The following is a 21,230-nucleotide window of genomic DNA, read 5'->3' as shown; positions in this document are numbered from 1 at the left end:
TCTAAGTAATTTTGTTTGTCGCATTATCCTACGCAAAACCGCTTCGCACTTTTGCTGGAAATGCTCTAGATCAGCAGGAACTACTCAGTGATCAAGGCACGCGTCACCGTTACACTGAAAAACGGCGTTCTCGACCCACAGGGCAAAGCCATTGTAGGCGCGCTCGGCAGCCTGGGTTTCGAAGGCATCAATTCTGCCCGTCAGGGCAAAGTCTTCGATCTCGAACTCGAAGGCTCGGACAAGGCAAAAGCTGAAGCCGATCTCAAGGCCATGTGCGAGAAGCTGCTCGCCAACACGGTTATTGAAGATTACGCGATCGTCATTGGCTGACAGGCTGCGGTTCAGATTATTTCTTGCGCGCCTTCAGAACAGCTGATGAGCGGTTTTGAAGGGCACTCAAATTCAAAGAGACGTAAAACGCCATGAAAGCAGCAGTCGTTCTTCTTCCCGGCCTTAATCGTGACCGCGATATGATTGCGGCCATAACAAAGATTTCTGGTCAGGCGCCTGTAACCGTCTGGCAGACTGATACCAGCATCCCCGACGATGTTGATCTGATCCTCATCCCAGGTGGCTTCTCCTACGGCGATTACCTGCGTTGTGGTGCAATTGCAGCCCGCATGCCCATTATGCAAGCTATTCACGAAAAGGCCGATAAGGGCATAATGGTCATCGGCGTTTGTAACGGCTTCCAGATTCTCGTCGAAGCCGGAATGCTGCCGGGCGCTTTGATGCGCAACACTTCGCTGAAGTTCGTCTGCCGTGAAGTGAAGCTTGAAATCAGCAACGCCAATACCGCCTTCACACGTGGTTATCAGCCTGGCCAGATCATCCGTTGCCCTGTCGCCCATCATGACGGCAACTACTTCGCTGATGACGAAACGCTCAAGCGTATCGAAGGTGAAGGTCAGGTTGTATTCCGTTATGCGGACGGGACAAATCCAAACGGCTCGGTCAACGATATCGCAGGCATCGTCAATGCGCGCGGCAACGTCCTTGGCATGATGCCTCATCCTGAAAACCTGATTGAAGGTGCACATGGCGGAGATGATGGCCGCGCACTTTTTGCAGGCGCTCTCGGTATCGCTGCCTAAGCGATTAGCCGCTGATAAACAGATCAAATGGCCTTCGTTGCAAAACGGCGGCCATTTTTTATTGCCTTACATCGGACGGTTCAATTGAGCTGGCAAATGAGAACTCCGTTCTCAGGGCCTAGCCTTGCAGAAAAATTCATGGCAGCTTGATCGTCAGATACTTCCTGAATACACCGAATCGGGGAACGATATCGATGCAGCTATATTCACGCCCACTCTCCCCCTATTCCGCTTTTGTACGTGGTGTTCTTTATCTCAAGGAACTACCGTTCAAACCTATTAACCTTCCCTATCCGTTTCCAGAAGACTTCATTCATGTGACGCCTTTAAAGCGTGTTCCGGTGCTGATAACCGGCTCTGGAGAGACACTATTTGAAGCAGCCATTATCGCCGAATATCTGGAAGACCATTTTCCAGAAACGCCTGTTCTGCCCGGTAGTCCCCGGGAGCGTGCGCTCATTCGGCTTTTGGCACGCGTGACTGAACTCGAAGTGCTTGGGCCAGCGATGAAGCTGTTCATTCTGCTCAGCAAGCCTGAGAAGGACGACGCCACCATTGATCGACTGTTCACCAAGCTTCGTACAGGTTTAAGTGTGGTTGAATCACGGCTCACCGATCAGGCTTTTGCGCTTAGCGATGCGCCAACGCTCGCCGATGCGTGGCTGGTGCCTGTGCGGTTTCTCATGGAACCGCTGAAGAAGCTTTCTGGAAAATCAGATTTGCTGGAAGCTTACCCAAAATTCGACACATATGCGGTGAAAGCAAAGCAGGATCCGGTGTTCGAACTTATCTGGAATGAAATGAATGACGGGTTGAAGGCTTTCATGCCGCAGCTTGCCTGAGTTATCCCAACCAATACTAAGCGCATTCTTTAAACATGCGCTTTAACTATTTGTTCTTGCGCATTCACCTCCCACAAAACCGCTTCGCGCTCTTGCAGGAAATGCCTTAATATCTTGTTTCTACGCGTTTATCGGCCAGCCAAACCCTTGATGGCTCTGCTGAAAACGTTCTGATGGAGTCTTCCTTGAAGAATAAGACCATTGCGCTTGTAGCACTTCCAGCGCTTGCACTGTTTGCAGCTTGTACGCCGAAGCCTGCACCCGGCCCCGTTTCTATCGATTCCAATAAGGCAGCACTTCCGACCATGGAGCGCATAGCACTTGGGGCAAACAGCTGCTGGTTCAAATCCAAGGATAAGGATTTCCGCGGCTATACACTTGCACCGGAACTCAACTCGTTTACCGGGCGTCCACGTTTTCTGGTGGTGTCTTCGCGCAATTTGGCTGGACGGCCACTGCTTGTTGTCCAAGCCCAAGGCAACCCTGCCCGCATCGAGGCTTTTGGTCCGATGATGCAACAGGCGCATGGCGGCCGCATTGCCAAGGACATCAATCGCTGGGCGTCCGGTCAGAAGGACTGCTGATCCATTTTATCAGCCTACAGCATAATTCCTTCAACTTGAATCAGTTTAAGGTAAAATTATGCTGTAAATATAGAGTGTTAGAGCGACCTTTGTGCGCCCAAGAGGGCGCACGGCGCTCTAGGGTCCAGACTCAATTGAGCCACCATGTGACGATGGCAGCGATATAGCATGTGGCTGTAAAGTTCAGCATGAGCTTGTCATATCGTGTCGCGACCCTCCTCCAGTCCTTGAGGCGGCAAAAGGTGCGTTCGATGATGTTTCGGCGGCGGTAGGCAATTGGGTTGAAAGGTTTGATCCGCTTACGGGTCGGATTATTTGGAATGACCGGTTCAGTGCCGCGAGCTTTGAGAAAATCGCGTAACGCGTTGCTATCGTAAGCCGTATCGGCAGCGCACAGGTTGCTTGGCGGCAGTGGCTCAAGCAGTGGGATGGCAATGGGAGCGTCACCGCGCTGCCCAGGGGTTATTCTCAGTGCGACTGGGCGGCCACAACCATCGACAACAGCATGTATTTTTGTCGATCTGCCGCCTCGCGATCGACCGATGGCTTGAGCTTCCGCCCCCCTTTTCCGCCAGCAGCAGATCGGTGCGCCTTTGCGGTGGTGCTGTCGATCATGTGAATGTCGCGATTGGTCGTCTGCACCAGTGCTTCGAATAGTTGCCGCCATATGCCTTTGGCAGACCAACGATGGAAACGATTGTAGATGGTTGTCGAGGGACCGTAGACAGCGGGGCAATCCTGCCACCGACAGCCAGTGCGCAGCACATGGATGATGCCGCTAATCACCCGGCGGTCGTCAGTTCGATGCGCGCCGGGTTGGTTCGTTGGAAGCAAAGGAGCGATCACTGCCCATTGCCGATCATCAAGCCAGAATTCTCCTGCCATGCTCCAAAACTCCCGTTATCAGGAGAGTGAATCATGAAGAAGTAATTTGATCAAATGTTTAATTGGGTTTGGAGCCTAGAGCGTGTCGCGTTTAATTGCACCCATGATGCTCGCTCTAGATTCTTTTAACTATCGCATGTTCGTGGCAGCTCAAATGAATCCATTTGAGCGCGACATGCTTTAATCAGCATGTCCTTACGCCCAGAACCGGTTCCCAGTTTTGGATGCATGCTTTAGCGGATATGGAAGCGCACCTTGCGCGCTTCCTTGTGAGCCGCACCCCGCGTTATGCCAATATCCCGGAGTTGTTCATCCGTCAGGTCCATCAACTGAATGCGACTGCGGCGCAGCATGAGACGTAGAGAACACCAATCAACGAAACTCTGCCAGATCGGGCGCGGTGTATAAGAAACAACGCTTTCCCTGCCTTGCATTGTATCAATTGTATCTATTTCATCATGCTTGACTGACACATAGGTCATAGCACACTGCCTTCATTTCTGGGCTTAATCACTATTTTGCACCAATCAGGCGCCTGTGAAGTAAATACAATTGACTCAAATATCGATACAATGCTTATATTGTGACCATGACAAATTGGCTCCCAGACCTCACCGATAAATCCGGCCCTCTCTACCTTCAACTGGCTGATGCCATTGAAGAAGCAATTGTAGATGGCGCGCTGCCAGCCGGACAGAAATTGCCACCGCAACGTAATCTCGCCTATGATCTCAAGGTGACAATCGGCACAATTGGACGAGCCTATGCTCTCGCGCATGAGCGAGGACTTGTAACCGGTGAAGTCGGCCGCGGTACGTATGTACTGGGCAATCAAGATCGCAAGAATGCACCTCCGGCCTATTCAAGCGATGGCATCGCCGGTACGCGCGTTCAGGATGCTCCCCTCGATAAGGGGCGTTTCGATACGACTGCCGCACCCGATGTTGGGCAGAACGCCGTGCTTGAGCCGCTTATCGCATCCGTTATCCGCAATTTCCCACATGAGGTCGTCAATTACACGCGGCATTTCCCGCAACATTGGCTGGAAGCCGGGCGACAATGGCTCGATCAGGAAAACGCGCCCGCCGATGCGAGTAACATCGTGATTACCAATGGCGCTCATGCGGGCGCAATCGCTGCAATCACGGCTTTTACCGCCCCCGGCGACCGGATCGTCTTTGAAGACCTCACCTATACGCAGGTCAGTCGTTCCGTGCGGATTACGGGGCGGCGCATCGCCATTGCTGCGAGTGACGAATATGGCATGATCCCTGAAGAGTTCGAGCGGGTCTGCAATCAACAGCACCCGGCAATGGCATTTCTGATGCCAAGCATTCACAATCCAACGCTCGCAACCATGCCCTATGAGCGTAGGTTAGCTATTGCCAGTATCGCAGCACGTCATAATGTCTGGCTTATCGAAGATGACACCTACGGGGTCATGACGCGATCAAACATACCGAAAATCGCTGATATTGCGCCGGAACGCACTTTCTTGCTGGGCAGTCTTTCAAAGGCTGTGACTGCTGGCTTGCGTTGCGGATGGGTCGCCTGCCCTCCGCATTGCGCGCAGCGTTTGCGTGTCACGCACAAGCTGATGACGGGAGGCGTTTCGTTTCTGCTTGCTGAAACCACCGCTCAAATGGTGCTTTCCGGTCAAGCGACAGCTCTTCTGGACAAATGCTCTGCTGAAATCGAATGGCGGGAGCAACTGGCCCGCAAAATCTTTGCCGGTTATGACTTTGTTTCTTCGCCGCACGTGCCAATCCTGTGGTTGAAGCTGCCTGAACCCTGGCTCACGAGCACATTCAAAGCAGCCGCATATGAAAACGGCCTGTTGATCGATGACGAAGACGAGTTCAAAGCTGGACGCATTGATCGGACATACCACCGGGTTCGCATTGCGTTTTCTTCGCCAACAGACCGTGCTCTGGTGGAAAATGGCTTCACAACTTTGCGCCAACTGCTGGAAAATGAACAAGCAGGCTATGAAGGCAGCATTTGAGCCGGGAAATCGGCATTTTCCTGTCGCGCTTCTGACAGAGTTAGGTTAAAGAGGCCCCTTGAAACCTTAGGTGTCCGCCCTTCGGCAGAAGTTTTCGGGTACCGCAGCCTGCCACGGGGTCCCTCAGCTCAATGACTATTTCCAATAAGCGCGACATCACGCCGGAACTTATCTCTGCCCACGGCCTCAAGCCGGACGAATATCAGCGTATCCTCGACCTGATCGGACGCGAACCAAGCTTCACGGAGCTCGGCATTTTCTCGGCCATGTGGAATGAACATTGTTCCTACAAGTCGTCGAAGAAGTGGCTGCGTACACTCCCGACAACCGGCCCTCGTGTTATTCAGGGCCCCGGCGAAAATGCCGGTGTTGTGGACATTGGCGATGGCGATTGCGTCGTCTTCAAGATGGAAAGCCACAACCACCCATCTTACATCGAGCCTTATCAGGGCGCGGCAACTGGCGTTGGCGGTATTTTACGTGACGTGTTCACAATGGGTGCTCGCCCGGTGGCAGCAATGAACGCGCTGCGCTTTGGCGAACCTGATCATCCAAAGACCCGCCATCTTGTTTCCGGCGTTGTTTCCGGCGTTGGCGGCTACGGCAATGCTTTCGGCGTTCCGACCGTTGGCGGTGAAGTGAACTTCGACAAGCGCTATAACGGCAATATTCTCGTCAATGCATTTGCTGCAGGCCTTGCCAAACATGACGGCATCTTCCTGTCCGAAGCCAAAGGCGTTGGCCTGCCGGTTGTCTATCTTGGGGCCAAGACGGGTCGTGATGGCGTTGGTGGCGCTACTATGGCATCGGCAGAGTTCGATGAATCCATTGAAGAAAAGCGTCCTACTGTTCAGGTTGGCGATCCATTTACTGAAAAGTGCCTTCTGGAAGCCTGCCTTGAGCTGATGGCTTCGGGCGCAGTTATCGCCATTCAGGATATGGGTGCCGCTGGCCTCACCTGCTCGGCTGTTGAAATGGGTGCCAAGGGCGATCTTGGTATCGAACTCATTCTCGACCACGTTCCTGTACGCGAAGTAAACATGACAGCGTATGAAATGATGCTGTCCGAAAGCCAGGAGCGTATGCTCATGGTTCTCAAGCCGGAAATGGAAGAAGAAGCGCAGGCAATCTTCCGCAAATGGGGCCTCGATTTCGCAATTGTCGGCAAGACCACCGACGATCTGCGGTTCCGCGTCATCCATCAGGGCGAAGAAGTTGCCAACCTGCCGATCAAGGAACTTGGCGACGAGGCTCCTGAATATGATCGTCCATGGATGGAACCGGGCAAACATGCTCCGCTGCCAGCAAGCAATGTGCCTCAGGTTGAAGACTATTCTGAAGCCCTGTTGAAGCTTATCGGTTCGCCTGATGGCTCATCGCGTCGTTGGGTTTATGAGCAGTACGACACACTCATTCAGGGTAATTCTTTGCAGCTCCCGGGTGGCGACGCAGGCGTGATCCGTGTTGAAGGTCACGACACCAAGGCTCTCGCCTTCTCGTCGGACGTCACACCGCGCTATTGCGAAGCCGATCCGTTTGAAGGCGGTAAGCAGGCCGTTGCCGAATGCTGGCGCAACATCACTGCGACCGGTGCCGAGCCGCTGGCTTCAACCGATAATCTCAACTTCGGCAATCCCGAAAAGCCGGAAATCATGGGTCAGCTGGTCAAGGCTATCGAAGGCATTGGCGAAGCCTGCCGTGCGCTTGATTTCCCGATCGTTTCTGGCAACGTATCGCTCTACAATGAAACCAATGGTCAGGCGATCCTGCCAACACCAACCATCGCTGGCGTTGGTCTGATCCCTGATTGGTCACAAATGGCCAAGATAGGCGGCATGCAGGACGGCGATACGCTGGTACTTTTGGGCACCGACGGCACGCATCTCGGCCAGTCCGTCTACCTGCGAGATATGTTTGACCGCGCTGATGGCCCTCCTCCGCCTGTTAATCTTGCATTCGAAAAGCGCAACGGCGAATTTGTCCGTTCGGCGATCCGCAATGGTCAGGTAACTGCTTGTCACGATTTATCCGATGGCGGCCTTGCAATTGCGATTGCTGAAATGGCAATCAAATCAGGCAAGGGCGCTGTGCTTGACGCAGGTGACGGCCTGCCTCATGCGGCTCTCTTCGGTGAAGATCAGGCGCGCTATGTTATTGCCGCAACGCCAGAAATGGCAAAGCTCATTGCATTGAATGCCGAAGGTGCCGGGATTCCATTCCGCGTACTGGGCACAGTCGGTGGTGATCGCCTGCAATTCACAGGAACCGTGGACGTTGCTGTTGCTGATCTCAACCAGGCTTTTGAAGGTTGGTTCCCAGGCTTCATGAGCGGTGAAGCTGCAGTCGACAACTAAACCTTATTGGCCAGAACCATCACCAATGAACGCCCGGCTGGGGACACCTTGCCGGGCGTTTGCTTGCCGACAATTTAAGCCTTCGCTTTTCGCATTATCCGAAGCAATACCGCTGCGCACTTTTGCTGGAAATGCTGTAGACAGTTCAATGTTGACGTATCACGATGATACGTTACGATTCGATATACCTATTTGTTCTTCGCATTATCCAACGCAAAACCGCTATGCACGTTTGTTGGGAATGCTATAAAAAGCCAGAAATGGCGGGAGTTTTTGCATGGCTATGGACTCTCATGAGATCGAAAAACTGATACGCGAAGGGATTCCCGGCGCAAAGGTTACGATCCGCGACCTTGCCGGAGATGGAGATCATTATGCTGCCGAAGTGGTCGCGGAAAGCTTCCGTGGCAAGTCGCGCGTTCAGCAGCATCAGATGGTTTATGACGCTCTAAAGGGTAATATGGGCGGCGTACTTCATGCGCTCGCCCTTCAGACCAGCATACCGGAATAACTGAAATACACCGCCTCTGATTATTACGCTTGCGGGACAAACTATCTGGGCATGGAAACGTGCAAGAGCAGCATCGGAATTAACAATTAGAGGCGGTGATTTTCTTCCTGCGGCAAGATGTTGCCCCCAATCTAGCCCGAATTCGCGCTAATTTGACTTGCTTTCACCTCTAGAGGGTGATTACCAAAGCTCAGCTTACTATATTGAGGCAGAACCTCTCCCTACGCGGGCCGGGATTTGAACCGGCATCCTGAAAGGAATTGAAATGACCGGAATCAACGATTTTATCGACAATGAAGTGAAGACCAACGATATCGTGCTGTTCATGAAGGGCACGCCAGGCTTCCCACAGTGTGGTTTTTCCGGTCAGGTCGTACAGATTCTTGACTATCTCGGAGTCGACTATAAAGGCGTTAACGTGCTCGCTTCCGACGATATCCGTCAGGGCATCAAGGATTATTCCAACTGGCCAACCGTCCCTCAGCTCTATGTCAAGGGCGAGTTCATTGGTGGCTGCGATATCGTACGCGAAATGTTCCAGTCAAACGAATTGCAGACACTTTTTGCTGACAAGGGTATTGCCACCAAGGCTGCTTGAGGATTAATTACCCCTCATACGGCTTTTGCCTCCGTTTTATTCTAAAAGGCGCCGATTAGTGGCGCCTTTTATATTGGCCTGATATTCAGGCTAAACGGGTCTCGCCCGCCAGACTTGTTTAAGAAATCTCCGATCTCACGCCGCCTGTTCTGCAAGTGGCACATAATTATGCCAAGGAATACCAGTCATGCCGCTAGACATCAGGAACGGTTCGCCGGACCAGAAAGCATCCATGCGCGGACGCACCGAATTTATTGCTCTTATCGCTGCAATCATGGCAATCAATGCGCTTGCGGTTGATATCATGCTGCCCGGTCTGCCGCAGATTGGAGCTAGCCTTGGGGTTCTCACTGAAAACCACGCGCAGTTTGTCATCACGGCCTATCTGTTGGGCTTTGGCGTATCGCAGCTGTTTTACGGTCCACTGAGCGACCGCTTCGGTCGACGACTGCCGCTATTTGGTGGCTTGGCGATCTATATTCTCGCAGCTCTCGGAGCTGCGGTTGCAACCGATTTTACGACGCTCATTGTCTTGCGCGTGCTACAGGGGCTGGGTGCCGCAGCAACACGTGTCATTGCCGTTTCCGTCGTGCGTGATCGCTTTGCCGGACGCCAGATGGCTGAAGTCATGTCGCTTGTCATGATGGTTTTCATGATCCTGCCAGTCATAGCGCCGGCCACGGGACAGCTGATCATGTTGTTTGGCGAATGGCACCTGATCTTCCTCTCGATGGCGATAATGGCCGCTGTTGTCGCCGTCTGGGCCTATATTCGCCTGCCTGAAACCCTGCCCGTTGATCATCGCCGTCCGCTTACAGTGAAGAGCGTTATTGGAGGTTTCGGTATTGTTCTCTCCAACCGTGTTGCTCTTTTCTACATGTTCGGCACGTCATTCATTCTCGGCGCGTTGTTTGGCTACATCAATTCCGCGCAGCAGATTTTCGTCGGCATATACCAGCTCGGCACGATGTTCCCACTGGCTTTTGCTGCCGTGGCAATGACACTTGCACTCGCCTCATTCCTTAATTCGCGCCTTGTCGGGCGTTACGGAATGCGCCGAATTTCGCAGACAATGTTGCTGGTATTCGTCGGCTTTAGCCTGCTTTGGGTTGTGCTTTCAGTAGTGTTTAGTGGCCCTGTGCCGTTCTGGATTCTGATGGCGATCTACATGACTATCATGTTCTCGTTCAGCCTGGTTGTATCAAATTTTAACGCCCTCGCCATGGAGCCACTCGGTGAAGTGGCTGGCACGGCATCCTCCGTTCTGGGTTTTGCACAGACGGTGATCGGTGCAGCACTTGGCGCAGTCATCGGTCAGGCATTTGACGGAACGACGACGCCTGTTGCAGCAGGTTACTGTGTGTTGGGCTTCATTGCATTCATCTGCGTTTTGATTGCGGAGCGTGGTAAAATGTTCAAACCGCACAACAAACCGATCTGATTATCAATTAAAAAGCCCGCCAATTGGCGGGCTTTTCCTTATTCAGCCCAAAGGGCTGTCTGAATTGCTTTCCAGCTTTCCTTGTCAGGCGCGACGAGTATCCCGCCGCCTGTATGTGACGGCAGATACGGGCTTTCATCCCAGCGCGCGAGATATCCGCCTGCTTCCTGATGAATGAGTGCACCCGGTAAATGATCCCATGGCATCAGCTTGTTATAGACCGCAAAATGCGCGCCACCGGTCGCGATAATGCGATATTCATGTGCGGCACAGCGATAGCCGATTTGTGACAGGAACTTCGTGTGATTGCGCGCAAGACGCGACCGTGTCGGCTCGGCTGTATATTGCCAGGAAACCGATCCCGTCATCTGCGATATATCCGCAGCTTCTGCCACGCGCACGGGACTCGTGGAACCATTTAGGTAGCGGATATGACTACCACCGCCTTTTGCGGCCAGTATCCAGTCCTTGCCAACCGGATCATAAATAATACCGGCAACCGTTTCACCCTTCGACACAACTGCCAACATCACACCAAACAGCGGAACGCCTGATGCGAAGTTGAAGGTGCCGTCAACCGGATCAATGGTGAATGCAAGGTCCGCATCGCCGAGGCCATTCAACAGCGTTTCATCGTCGGAACAAGCTTCTTCGCCAACAATCAAAGCGCCGGGAAAGCGTTCATTGAGACGTGCTGTGATATAGCGTTCTGCGTTTACATCGGCTTCGGTCACGAGGTCTGCCGGAGAGGTCTTCTGGCGAATATCACCCTGCCCCAACTGCCGAAAGCGCGGCATGATTTCTTCGTTTGCGGCGTCTGCGAGAAGGTCAGCCAACCAATCGATCTGATTTTCATCAAACTTCACTATCATTCTCCATATCACCACCCGCCGTCAGGCCAGCGAAATCAAACAGGTTGCGATCAAGCAGATGGCTTGGGCGCACGTTAGTCATGGCGCGGATCATCGTATCCTTGCGGCCAGGCATACGCTTTTCAATGTCGGTCAGCATCGCCTTCATTGCATTGCGTTGAAGACCTTCCTGACTGCCGCACAGATCGCACGGAATGATCGGAAACTCCATTGCCGTGGCAAACTTTTCGAGATCTTCCTCAGCTACGTACGCAAGCGGACGGAACACCATCAGATCGCCTTCGTCGTTGAGAAGCTTTGGTGGCATGGCCGCGAGACGACCACCATGAAACAAGTTCATGAAGAAGGTTTCGAGAATATCTTCTCGATGATGACCGAGAACGATTGCAGAGCAGCCCTCTTCACGCGCGACGCGATAAAGATTGCCACGACGCAATCGCGAGCAAAGCGAGCAATAGGTGCTCGTTGCAGGCAGCTTCTCAGTCACAATCGAATAAGTATCCTTATATTCGATGCGGTGTTCGATGCCGTAATTGTTCAGAAATTCAGGCAGAATATGTTTTGGAAAATTCGGTTGCCCCTGATCCAGATTGACCGCCAGCAATTCCACCGGCAGCAAGCCACGCCATTTAAGATCGAGCAGCAAAGCAAGCAGACCGTAAGAATCCTTGCCGCCTGAGAGGCACACCATCCAGCGCTCACCGGGCTTTACCATGGCGAAGTCATCAACAGCCTGACGTGTCAGCCGCAACAGGCGCTTGCGCAGCTTGTTGAATTCGACCGACGTCGGCACATCACGAAAAAGCGGATGACAACCGTCAGCTCCGGCATCTTCAGCAATGTTTGGATCGAAAGCGTTCATAGTGCTTCCTACGAATGAGAGAAATTTAGACCTACATACAAAAAAGCCGCCCTTGGGGGAACCAAGGGCGGCCATTTATTTCTGCAGACTGAGCTAGAGGCTCAGAATTAACGCGAATAGAATTCGACGACGAGGTTTGGTTCCATCTGAACTGCGTATGGAACGTCACCCAGAACTGGAACGCGTGCGAAGGTTGCAACCATCTTGTTGTGATCGACTTCAACGTAGTCAGGAACGTCGCGTTCTGCGAGCGAAACTGCTTCGAGAACAATAACGAGCTGCTTCGACTTTTCACGAACTTCAACAACGTCACCAGCCTTGAGGCGGAACGACTGAATGTTGACGCGGCGACCGTTCACGTTCACGTGGCCGTGGTTGATGAACTGGCGTGCAGCGAAGATCGTTGGAACGAACTTTGCGCGGTACACAACCGCATCCAGACGCGATTCGAGCAGGCCGATGAGGTTTTCACCGGTATCGCCCTTGCGGCGAGCTGCTTCGTCATAGGTCTTGCGGAACTGCTTTTCCGAGATATCGCCGTAGAAGCCCTTGAGCTTCTGCTTTGCACGGAGCTGTACACCGAAGTCGGACAGCTTGCCCTTACGGCGCTGACCGTGCTGGCCTGGGCCATATTCACGACGGTTCACAGGGGACTTCGGACGGCCCCAGATGTTTTCGCCAAGACGGCGATCAATTTTGTACTTAGCGGATTCGCGCTTGCTCATCGCATTTCCTTTAAAAAGTTGGTGCGCCTTGCGGCACAGATAGGAAACGCGCCCTCCTCTGCCCTTGTTTTACAAGGACTGACAGAATGAAGCGCGCAGCTGCGATCTTCATCCACGGGACACGTCAAATGAAACGCCGGAGCGTTTAGGCTCCAGCGATGGCGGCTTTTAGTCATGGAGGTGTCATCTTGTCAAGGCTGAAGCCCTGATTTTCGGCCATTTCAGCCGTTTATCGCGCATCCAGAAAAGTGTGAAGCCATTTTCGGGTACATACACGTTGATATCCCCCCGAAGACTAAATGCAACGATCTGCCATCAAGTGTGAAGGAACGACAAGCCCTCCTTCGACATTAGGCCATAGCGCTCGCTATCAAAAGAGGTGAACATGGCCGTTTCTTTCTCTTTCTTTCAAAAGATTATTATTACCTGTCTCGTCGCCGTCGCTATCACGATACTCCCCGGTGAAAACATGACCGGACCTACAACGGCAAATGCACAGAACCTCATTGAAAGGGTGTTGAGCGGTAACGCAAAGCAGCCGTCTGCCAAAAAACGCCCAAAGAAAAAACGCAATACGAAGCGCCAGCAATCAAAGGCCGCCTCTTCGACCCAGAGCAAGGCGTTACCATCCTCCAACATAGTTCCGGTGCCAACGCCTGCCCCGGCACGTGAAGAGGCAAAAGAGCCTACACCAGTGGTGCCTGTGCCTGCGCCCGCCGATGTAACGCCATTGCCTGAGAAAAAACCCGAACAACCTATGAAACAATCCAAGCCCGTTGATGAACAGCCTGAGCCAAAAAAGGCCGAACGTATCTATCAGGTATCGTGTCCAGCATTGATGGCAGGCGACGTGGAGGGAAAGCTTTTGCCACCGATCGAAGATGGCTCGCAATGCAGGGCGCTTTCGCCGCTCTCACTCACTGCTATTGGCAAAAATGAACCTGTAAAATTTGCAAATGCAGTCACGACAAACTGCGCCATGGCCGTCACACTCGCTGAATGGTCTACAAACGTCAAAGATGCCGCTAAAAAAGTGTATGGCGATAGCGTCAAGATCACCGAAATTGGCACTGGATCGGATTATCAATGCCGCAACGTTAATGGCGCATCAACCGGCCGTGTTTCTGAGCATGCATTCGCCAATGCGCTCGATATCATGTCGTTCAAATTCTCGGATGGGTCTAAAACTGAACTCGAAAGCGGCTGGAACGGATCAGAAAAAGACAAAGCGTTCTGGCGTGCTGTGCATGGCGCAAGTTGCAAGCTTTTCATGACCGTGATCGGACCAGATGGGGATGCGGCACACCTTACAAACATGCATCTGGATCAGGGTTGCCACGGCAAATCCTGCCTTGCTCGAATCTGCCAATAAGATATTCTCGAGCTGGTATGATATTGAATCGAGTGTGGTTTACGGATTTGAAGTTCCTAAACGTGGATGCAACACAAATGATGGGAACTTCAAATCCACCACACTAGACGGGGGACATCATTAAAAAGCCCAAACTGCCTTTCTAATAGCATCGTCATTATCGATTTTGCTCACTGCACTTTTGCGCGGTGACCTTTCAAAGGAAACGATCCATGAAATCGACCAAAATTATACTTTCGGCAATTTTTACTCTTGGCATCGCGGGCGCGGCTCATGCAGACGCTGTACCGAAACGCTCCAAGGATTTCACTGGCAACTACCAGACCCTCGTGAAAGACCAGCAAGCTTCGCCACAAGTGGCTGATTGCATCGCCAGCGCCTATGATTACGTGAAGAAGAGCAAGAAATATGATCGTCTCGGCTTCACCAAGGACGATATCGCTGCTGCCACAACCAATGACAAATCATCGAAGTTCAGCGCGAAAGACGCGAGCAAGGTTTCTGCCGTTATTTCAGTACCCGGAGAAGCCCGCACCAAAAGCGGCGGCACACAATGGGATACGATCACCCTGCGCTGTGGCATAACTGGCGGTAAGCTTAAGGCAATTGAATTGGCACCCGGAAAAGGCGCGTAATAAGCGCTGGTTGCTCCGGATATCAGAGCAGCTGATGTTAATCAGTTGCTCTTTTTGTCTGAGACGTGTTCTGGCAGGCCTTTATGTTTGGTCTCAGCAAACTCTTCGAGCTCTTTCTCGGTCATCGATTCGTACATTTCTTTTGAAGCGCCGATCAGCTCGCTTTTCTTGATCTCGCCACGCTTGGCGGCAAGAGCGGCACCTGCAGCTTTTTGCTGAGCCTGTGATTTTGCTGGCATTGTTCTTACTCCCTTTGCTGGGAGAGTAACGAATGCGCCGGTATCAGGTTCCCTATTCTTCGACACCGCCATCAAAGCGTGAACGAGCTTCGCGCATTTCCTTACGATTCTTGACCGCCCACTGGCCAAGAACATCAATCGGCACCGCCAGCGAGTGGCCAAGCTCGGTCAGCGAATATTCAACCTCTGGCGGCGACGTTGGACGGACATGGCGCGCCACAAGCCCATCACGCTCAAGCGAACGCAAGGTGACAGTAAGCATCCGCTGGGAAATCCCTTCAATAGCACGACGCAATGCATTGAAACGCATCGACCCCGTTTGCAAATTGAAAACAACGAGGATGCTCCACGTATCACCGACCCGGTCGAGAACTTCGCGGATAGGACATAAGCCTTCGCCATCGGGGTCAGACTGAAACGCAGCCGTCGATGACAATAGCGGCGCTTTAGCATCCGGGCGTGTGTTGATCGTCATTCTATCTCCTTGGGCAAACTTCTGGCGCTTCATTCTCGACTGATCGCCCTTGCCAGCGGCGCGGTTACTTCCATGTACCCTAATCATGAAAAAGTGCGTTCTTCACAAGGCTCGTCGTATCGACTACCTAGTTACCATAAAGAACCTGATTATTAAATATCACTTCTCCAGTTGGAACTGAAAGGAAACTGTCATGGCTAAAATCGCACTGATCGGCGCTACGGGTTTTGTTGGCACTGCCGTTCTCAAGGAAGCCGCATCGCGCGGCCATAGCGTAACCGCGCTCGTCCGCAATACGGATAAGGTTGCGAAACTCGATAATGTTACTGCGGTGAAGACGGACATATTCGACACCGATGCGCTCGCAAAGCAGATTGCAGGGCATGACATCGTCATTTCTGCGTTCAATCCCGGCTGGGCGGACGCCAACATCCGTGAAAACCACATCAAGGGTAGCCGTTCCATCAATGAAGCTGCCAAAAAAGCAGGTGTTAAGCGTCTCATCGCAGTAGGCGGAGCCGGTAGCCTCGCGATCAAGGGCCACCAGCTTGTGGATTCCCCTGAGTTCCCTGCCGAATGGAAAGAAGGCGCACTAGGTGCACGTCAGGCATTGAATGAGTTGCGCGAAGAGAAGGACCTGGACTGGACCTTTGTCTCTCCTGCAATCATCCTCCAGCCCGGCGAACGCACAGGCAAATATCGCCTTGGTGCAGACGAGCCTGTTTTTGACGACAAGGGCGAAAGCAAAATCTCCGTAGAAGATCTGGCCGTTGCAATCGTGGATGAAGCAGAACAAGGCAAGCAAATTCGAAAGCGCTTCACCGCAGCATACTAAAACCATCTATTTCCGGGCGGGCAACCGCCCGGTTTCCTCAAGGTAACCCAATCACCTTTCAGTGCGTTCTTAACAAGCAGCATGAGTCATCTTAACTAGGTTGCGACAGCCAACGAATTGATGGAACGCCATGGAACTCGGTATTTATACATTCGGCGATATCGGGCCTGATCTCGAAACCAATCGCCTCCTTTCGCCGCAACAGCGGCTCAACAATCTTATTGAAGAAATCGAGCTTGCCGATCAGGTGGGTCTTGATGTTTTCGGTGTGGGCGAGCATCACCGCCCAGACTATGCCGTTTCTGCGCCACCAATTGTGTTGGCAGCAGCCGCATCGCGCACCAAAAACATCAAACTGACCAGTGCCGTGACGGTTCTCTCGTCCGATGATCCGGTACGCGTTTATCAGCAGTTCTCGACGCTTGATCTCATCTCCAATGGTCGCGCCGAAATCATGGCCGGACGCGGGTCGTTTATCGAATCCTTCCCGCTGTTTGGATATGATCTCGACGATTACGACACGCTTTTTGCTGAAAAACTCGACCTCCTCCTCAATACCCGGGAGAATGAACGCGTAGACTGGACCGGAACTACGCGCCCCGCAATTGATGGACGCGGTGTCTATCCCCGTGCCTTCCCGGGCTCTTTGCCAGTATGGCTTGCGGTTGGTGGGACGCCTGCCTCGGTGGGTCGCGCAGCGCTTCTTGGCTTACCGTTGGCAATTGCCATTATTGGCGGATACCCGGAACGCTTTTCACAGCTGACCGATTTCTATCGCGAGGCTGGCCTCAAGGCCGGTCATACCCCTGAAAAGCTCAAAGTTGGAATAAACTCACACGGCTATATTGCTGAAAACTCTCAACAAGCTGGCAATGAGTTTTTCGACCCTTACTCTCATGTGATGAGCAAAATCGGGCGGGAACGCGGCTGGCCACCAACCACTCGAGAACAATTTGATGCCATGTGCCAGCCGCGCGGTTCGCTGCTTGTCGGTAGCCCTCAGCAGGTGATCGATAAAATTCTAACCCAGCACAGCTATTTCAAACATGATCGTTTCTTGTTGCAGACCGCCCTTGGTAACCTGCCGCATAAGCATACAATGAAATCGATAGAGTTGTTCGGGACCAAGGTTGCGCCAGAAATACGCAAAGCATTGAACCTGAAAGCATCTGCATAAAGAAAAAACCGGCCAATCACCATTGGCCGGTTTTTCATTAAAGCGCGTTTCGATCTGATTGGATCAGATCGGCGCTCTAATTATCTGTTTTAACGCGCATCTTTGTCCGAAAACCGTTTCACACTTTTCGGGACGCGCTCTAAACCAGTTCGACTTCCACGACACCGGGAATTGCCTTCATGGCGCTGGCGATTTGTGGACTGACGCGATAGCGGTGCGGAAGTTCGATCTCGACTTCGCGCTGGCCTTCTTCCTTGATCACGATAAGGCTCACCTGACCGTCACCACGCGTGTTGAAATGCGGCACGATACTTTTAACCGCCTCTGCAGAGCGCAGATAAAGCCTCAATGCCTTCTGCATCCGACACGCTTCATCTTCGAGAGACTGGACCGTCTGGATGCGCAGACCAATGCCTTCTGGACGGTTTTCAGCAGCAACAGTTATCACCACCGATTTGCCGCTTTCGAGAAGATCGCGATACTGCGCAAGACCTTCCGAAAAGAGCACGGCTTCAAACTGACCACTGGCATCCGAAAGCTGCACGATACCCATCTTGTTGCCAGTGCGAGTCTTGCGTTCCTGACGGGTCGTGACAGTGCCTGCCAGACGCCCGGCATTTGCACCGCGCTTCACAGCAGCCGAAAAATCGGCCCAGCTCTGAACGCGCATACGGTCGAGAACCTGACGATATTCATCCAGCGGATGAGCGGACAGGTAAAAGCCTACCGCCTGAAATTCACGATGGAGCTTTTCTGACGGCAGCCAGGGTGCTGCCTGTGGCAGGATCAATTGTTCTTTCGGTGCTCCCGAAAGGCCGAAAATATCTGACTGGCCACTTGCTGCATTTTCCTGCGTGCGCTGTGCAAAGCCCATGATGCGGTCCATGCCGGCGCTCATAGCGGCGCGATCACGCCCGAAGCAATCCAGCGCGCCTGCATTGATCAGGCTTTCCGTCACACGTCGATTGACGATTTTCGGATCGATCCGCTCGCAAAAATCCTCGAGACTTTCAAAAGGCTTCTCAGCCCGTACGTTGACGATGTGGTCTACAGCCGCTTCGCCAACGCCCTTGATCGCCGCCAGCGAATAGAAAATCTTTCTTTCGCCCACCTCAAATGTGCGGAAGGAAGTCATGACGGATGGTGTCACGACATCGATACCCAGACGATTGGCCTCGCGCCGGAAGTCATTGAGCTTGTCGGCGTTGGACATATCGTAGGTCATAGACGCGGCGAGAAACTCGACCGGATAATGCGCCTTCATGTAGGCGGTCTGATAAGACACGATCGCGTATGCTGCGGCGTGAGACTTATTGAAGCCATAGTCGGCGAACTTGGCCAACAGGTCGAAGATCATATTCGCCTGCGCCTTATCGACACCGCCTGCAATCGCCCCTTCGACGAAACGAACGCGCTGCTTGTCCATCTCCACGCGGATCTTCTTACCCATGGCGCGACGCAGAAGGTCAGCTTCACCGAGCGAGTAGCCCGAAAGCACCTGCGCGATCTGCATTACCTGCTCCTGATAAACGATAACGCCTTGCGTTTCCTTGATCAGGCCATCAATTTTCGGGTGAATGGAGGCGATTTCCTCCTCACCATTCTTACGCGCATTATAGGTCGGGATATTCTCCATCGGACCCGGACGATATAGGGCCACAAGCGCGATGATGTCTTCAATGCGGTCGGGACGCATGCCGAGCAGCGCCTTGCGCATGCCCGCACTTTCCACCTGAAACACACCGACCGTCTCGCCGCGCGAAAGCATTTCATAGGTCAGTTCATCATCAAGAGGCAGGCGCGTAAGGTCGATTTCAATGCCTTTACGGGCGACAAGCTTAACCGCTGTTTCCAGCACAGTGAGCGTTTTCAGGCCAAGAAAGTCGAACTTGACCAGCCCCGCTTGCTCAACCCACTTCATGTTGAACTGCGTAACCGGCATATCCGAGCGCGGATCGCGATACATTGGCACGAGTTCAGAAAGCGGACGATCACCAATCACGATACCGGCGGCGTGCGTTGAGGCGTGTCGGTAAAGACCTTCCAGTTTCAGCGCCATATCGAGAAGACGGCCAACGACCGGTTCTTTCTCGCGCTCCTCGTTGATCTTCGGCTCTGTCTCAATAGCCTGCGCCAGAGAAACTGGGTTGGCAGGATTTTGCGGTACCAGCTTACAAAGACGATCCACCTGCCCGTAAGGCATCTCGAGAACGCGGCCCACGTCGCGCAGCACAGCGCGCGCCTGAAGCGTTCCGAAAGTTATAATCTGTGCGACCTGATCGCGCCCGTATTTCTCCTGCACGTAGCGAATGACTTCTTCGCGACGTTCCTGACAGAAGTCGATATCGAAATCGGGCATCGATACGCGGTCTGGATTGAGAAACCGCTCAAACAGCAGCGAGAACCGCAGCGGATCAACGTCAGTAATGGTCAATGCATAAGCGACAAGAGAACCGGCACCCGAACCACGCCCTGGCCCAACGGGAATGCCATGCGACTTCGCCCATTTAATAAAGTCCGCAACGATTAGGAAGTAACCCGGGAACTTCATGCGGGTGATAATGCCAATCTCGTAATCGAGACGTTCGGAATATTGTTCTTCCGTATATCCTTCAGCAAGACCAGCTGTTTCGAGCCGCATCTTCAAGCCTTCACGCGCCTGTCGGGCCAGCTCCTCTGCTTCGGCCTCAATAGCTGCTTCCGGATCGTCAGATTCGCCAGTAAAGCGCGGGAGAATTGGCTGGCGTGTCTGTGTGAACCAGCTGCAACGCTCTGCAATTTCAATCGTATTTTCGAGCGCTTCCGGCAGATCGGCAAACAGAGCCGTCATTTCGGCGCGGCTTTTAAGATGATGGTCGGGCGTCAGACGGCGGCGATCATCATTGGAAAGGATTTGTCCCTCAGCAATAGCGAGCAGCGCATCATGCGCCTCAAAGTCCTCCGCCTTGAGGAAGAAGGCTTCATTGGTTGCCACAAGCGGCAAGTCCATCGCATAGGCGAGTTCAACGGTCTTCGCCTCAAGCCCGCGGTCATAGCCTGATTGACGCTGCAATTCGACATATAGCCGATTGCCAAAAGCTTCTTTCAAGAAAGTTAGACGCGCTTCTGCACGGTCCGGGCGATCTGCAGCAAAAGCCCGTCCGATTGGACCGAGCTGTCCACCCGAAAGCACGATGACGTCATCGGACAAGCCGGACAGCCAGCTTGCATCAATGTGAACCGGATCGCCCGATGGGGTATCGAGGAATGCACGGCTGACGAGCCTTACGATATTGGCATAGCCCTCTTCGGTCGAAGCGAGCAAAACGATAGGCGCCAAATCAAGGACCAGTCGGCGATTGGCACTACGGCTATTATCGTTGTGATCGCCGAACCCTACGTCCAGTTGACACCCGATAATTGGCTGCAAGCCATCTTTCGAAGCCTTCTGGGCGAATTCCAGAGCACCAAAAAGATTATTGGTGTCGGTTATCGCGATGGCCGGTGCTTCATCGGCAATCGCCTGTTTGATGATCTTGCCGACGGGCAGAGCACCTTCGAGCAAGGAATAGGCAGAATGTACCCGCAAATGAACGAAACGAGGTGACGACTTGCCCTCGCCCGCTGCAATGCTTGCTGTATCACTCATTCTATTTCCCCGATCTATGCAGAGCTGATAGCACCGCCCTAACATGATAGCGAAATCATGTTCCGGCGCAGACCGAGCACGTCTCAGTGAATGAGA

Annotated in this window: 20 protein-coding genes and 1 pseudogene; 13 read left to right on the top strand and 8 right to left on the bottom strand. The window is 53.0% G+C overall.

Annotated features, from left to right (window positions below):
- Positions 1 to 87: 87 nt before the first annotated feature.
- From purS to CES85_RS13625, 4 genes are all read left to right on the top strand, one after another.
- The gene (purS, locus tag CES85_RS13640) at positions 88 to 330 is read left to right on the top strand and encodes a phosphoribosylformylglycinamidine synthase subunit PurS (protein WP_094576949.1); all 243 of its coding nucleotides are present in this window, start codon (positions 88 to 90) and stop codon (positions 328 to 330) included.
- Between the two features lie 92 nt (positions 331 to 422).
- Positions 423 to 1,094 carry a phosphoribosylformylglycinamidine synthase subunit PurQ gene (gene purQ / locus CES85_RS13635; RefSeq protein ID WP_095446470.1) on the top strand — a complete coding sequence of 224 codons (672 nt, stop codon included), beginning with the start codon at positions 423 to 425 and terminating at the stop codon, positions 1,092 to 1,094.
- A 194-nt stretch (positions 1,095 to 1,288) separates the two neighbouring features.
- A complete protein-coding gene (locus CES85_RS13630; RefSeq protein ID WP_095446469.1) occupies positions 1,289 to 1,936 on the top strand; it encodes a glutathione S-transferase family protein in 648 nt (215 codons plus the stop codon).
- A gap of 185 nt (positions 1,937 to 2,121) precedes the next feature.
- Entirely contained in the window at positions 2,122 to 2,520 is a 399-nt protein-coding gene (locus CES85_RS13625) for a hypothetical protein (protein ID WP_095447878.1), read from the top strand.
- A 199-nt stretch (positions 2,521 to 2,719) separates the two neighbouring features.
- On the opposite strand, the pseudogene CES85_RS13620 reads toward CES85_RS13625, so the two are convergent.
- Both CES85_RS13620 and CES85_RS13615 read right to left on the bottom strand, forming a co-directional pair.
- Positions 2,720 to 3,405: pseudogene (locus CES85_RS13620) on the bottom strand (IS5 family transposase); the annotation flags it as partial.
- 233 nt (positions 3,406 to 3,638) lie between these two features.
- Positions 3,639 to 3,887, bottom strand: a complete 249-nt coding sequence (locus tag CES85_RS13615; RefSeq protein ID WP_095446468.1) for a DUF1127 domain-containing protein — start codon at positions 3,885 to 3,887, stop codon at positions 3,639 to 3,641.
- Between the two features lie 107 nt (positions 3,888 to 3,994).
- Between CES85_RS13615 and CES85_RS13610 the strand changes: the two genes are divergently transcribed.
- The 5 genes from CES85_RS13610 (at position 3,995) to CES85_RS13590 (ending at position 10,314) form a co-directional block, all read left to right on the top strand.
- Positions 3,995 to 5,410 carry an aminotransferase-like domain-containing protein gene (locus CES85_RS13610; RefSeq protein ID WP_095446467.1) on the top strand — a complete coding sequence of 472 codons (1,416 nt, stop codon included), beginning with the start codon at positions 3,995 to 3,997 and terminating at the stop codon, positions 5,408 to 5,410.
- Between the two features lie 131 nt (positions 5,411 to 5,541).
- Positions 5,542 to 7,764 carry a phosphoribosylformylglycinamidine synthase subunit PurL gene (gene purL, locus CES85_RS13605; protein WP_095446466.1) on the top strand — a complete coding sequence of 741 codons (2,223 nt, stop codon included), beginning with the start codon at positions 5,542 to 5,544 and terminating at the stop codon, positions 7,762 to 7,764.
- Positions 7,765 to 8,041: 277 nt separating this feature from the next.
- Positions 8,042 to 8,275 (top strand): BolA/IbaG family iron-sulfur metabolism protein, encoded by a 234-nt coding sequence (locus CES85_RS13600; RefSeq protein WP_095446465.1) that lies wholly within the window; start codon positions 8,042 to 8,044, stop codon positions 8,273 to 8,275.
- A 265-nt stretch (positions 8,276 to 8,540) separates the two neighbouring features.
- A complete protein-coding gene (grxD, locus tag CES85_RS13595; RefSeq protein ID WP_095446464.1) occupies positions 8,541 to 8,873 on the top strand; it encodes a Grx4 family monothiol glutaredoxin in 333 nt (110 codons plus the stop codon).
- A 187-nt stretch (positions 8,874 to 9,060) separates the two neighbouring features.
- The gene (locus CES85_RS13590) at positions 9,061 to 10,314 is read left to right on the top strand and encodes a multidrug effflux MFS transporter (protein ID WP_095446463.1); all 1,254 of its coding nucleotides are present in this window, start codon (positions 9,061 to 9,063) and stop codon (positions 10,312 to 10,314) included.
- A 38-nt stretch (positions 10,315 to 10,352) separates the two neighbouring features.
- Here CES85_RS13590 and CES85_RS13585 read toward each other — a convergent pair whose 3' ends face one another.
- From CES85_RS13585 to rpsD, 3 genes are all read right to left on the bottom strand, one after another.
- Entirely contained in the window at positions 10,353 to 11,186 is an 834-nt protein-coding gene (locus CES85_RS13585; RefSeq protein ID WP_210318531.1) for an inositol monophosphatase family protein, read from the bottom strand.
- On the bottom strand, positions 11,170 to 12,048 hold the full coding sequence (gene ttcA, locus CES85_RS13580) for a tRNA 2-thiocytidine(32) synthetase TtcA (RefSeq protein ID WP_095446461.1): 879 nt from the start codon (positions 12,046 to 12,048) through the stop codon (positions 11,170 to 11,172). The genes CES85_RS13585 and ttcA overlap by 17 nt, the downstream gene beginning before the upstream one ends.
- 107 nt (positions 12,049 to 12,155) lie before the next feature.
- On the bottom strand, positions 12,156 to 12,773 hold the full coding sequence (gene rpsD, locus CES85_RS13575) for a 30S ribosomal protein S4 (RefSeq protein ID WP_024897500.1): 618 nt from the start codon (positions 12,771 to 12,773) through the stop codon (positions 12,156 to 12,158).
- A gap of 385 nt (positions 12,774 to 13,158) precedes the next feature.
- Between rpsD and CES85_RS13570 the strand changes: the two genes are divergently transcribed.
- Positions 13,159 to 14,145 carry an extensin family protein gene (locus CES85_RS13570; protein WP_095446460.1) on the top strand — a complete coding sequence of 329 codons (987 nt, stop codon included), beginning with the start codon at positions 13,159 to 13,161 and terminating at the stop codon, positions 14,143 to 14,145.
- Between the two features lie 212 nt (positions 14,146 to 14,357).
- Positions 14,358 to 14,780 (top strand): type IV secretion system effector BspC, encoded by a 423-nt coding sequence (gene bspC / locus CES85_RS13565; protein WP_095446459.1) that lies wholly within the window; start codon positions 14,358 to 14,360, stop codon positions 14,778 to 14,780.
- Positions 14,781 to 14,821: 41 nt separating this feature from the next.
- Here bspC and CES85_RS13560 read toward each other — a convergent pair whose 3' ends face one another.
- Together CES85_RS13560 and CES85_RS13555 are read right to left on the bottom strand one after the other, a co-directional pair.
- Positions 14,822 to 15,019, bottom strand: coding sequence for a DUF3008 family protein (locus CES85_RS13560; RefSeq protein ID WP_094576906.1), 198 nt, complete (start codon positions 15,017 to 15,019; stop codon positions 14,822 to 14,824).
- Between the two features lie 52 nt (positions 15,020 to 15,071).
- Positions 15,072 to 15,494 carry a winged helix-turn-helix transcriptional regulator gene (locus CES85_RS13555; RefSeq protein ID WP_095446458.1) on the bottom strand — a complete coding sequence of 141 codons (423 nt, stop codon included), beginning with the start codon at positions 15,492 to 15,494 and terminating at the stop codon, positions 15,072 to 15,074.
- A 193-nt stretch (positions 15,495 to 15,687) separates the two neighbouring features.
- Between CES85_RS13555 and CES85_RS13550 the strand changes: the two genes are divergently transcribed.
- Complete coding sequence (locus CES85_RS13550; RefSeq protein ID WP_095446457.1) at positions 15,688 to 16,329, top strand: NAD(P)-dependent oxidoreductase; 642 nt, start codon at positions 15,688 to 15,690, stop codon at positions 16,327 to 16,329.
- A 130-nt stretch (positions 16,330 to 16,459) separates the two neighbouring features.
- The gene (locus tag CES85_RS13545) at positions 16,460 to 17,506 is read left to right on the top strand and encodes an LLM class flavin-dependent oxidoreductase (protein WP_095446456.1); all 1,047 of its coding nucleotides are present in this window, start codon (positions 16,460 to 16,462) and stop codon (positions 17,504 to 17,506) included.
- A 139-nt stretch (positions 17,507 to 17,645) separates the two neighbouring features.
- Here the strand turns inward: CES85_RS13545 and dnaE are convergent, their stop codons facing one another.
- Entirely contained in the window at positions 17,646 to 21,134 is a 3,489-nt protein-coding gene (dnaE, locus tag CES85_RS13540) for a DNA polymerase III subunit alpha (RefSeq protein ID WP_095446455.1), read from the bottom strand.
- Between the last annotated feature and the right edge of the window lie 96 nt (positions 21,135 to 21,230).

Source organism: Ochrobactrum quorumnocens (assembly GCF_002278035.1).
GTDB classification, from domain to species: Bacteria; Pseudomonadota; Alphaproteobacteria; order Rhizobiales; family Rhizobiaceae; genus Brucella; species Brucella quorumnocens.
The sequence above is the reverse complement of the archived record's forward strand: the minus strand, read 5'-3'. Positions and strand labels throughout refer to the sequence as shown.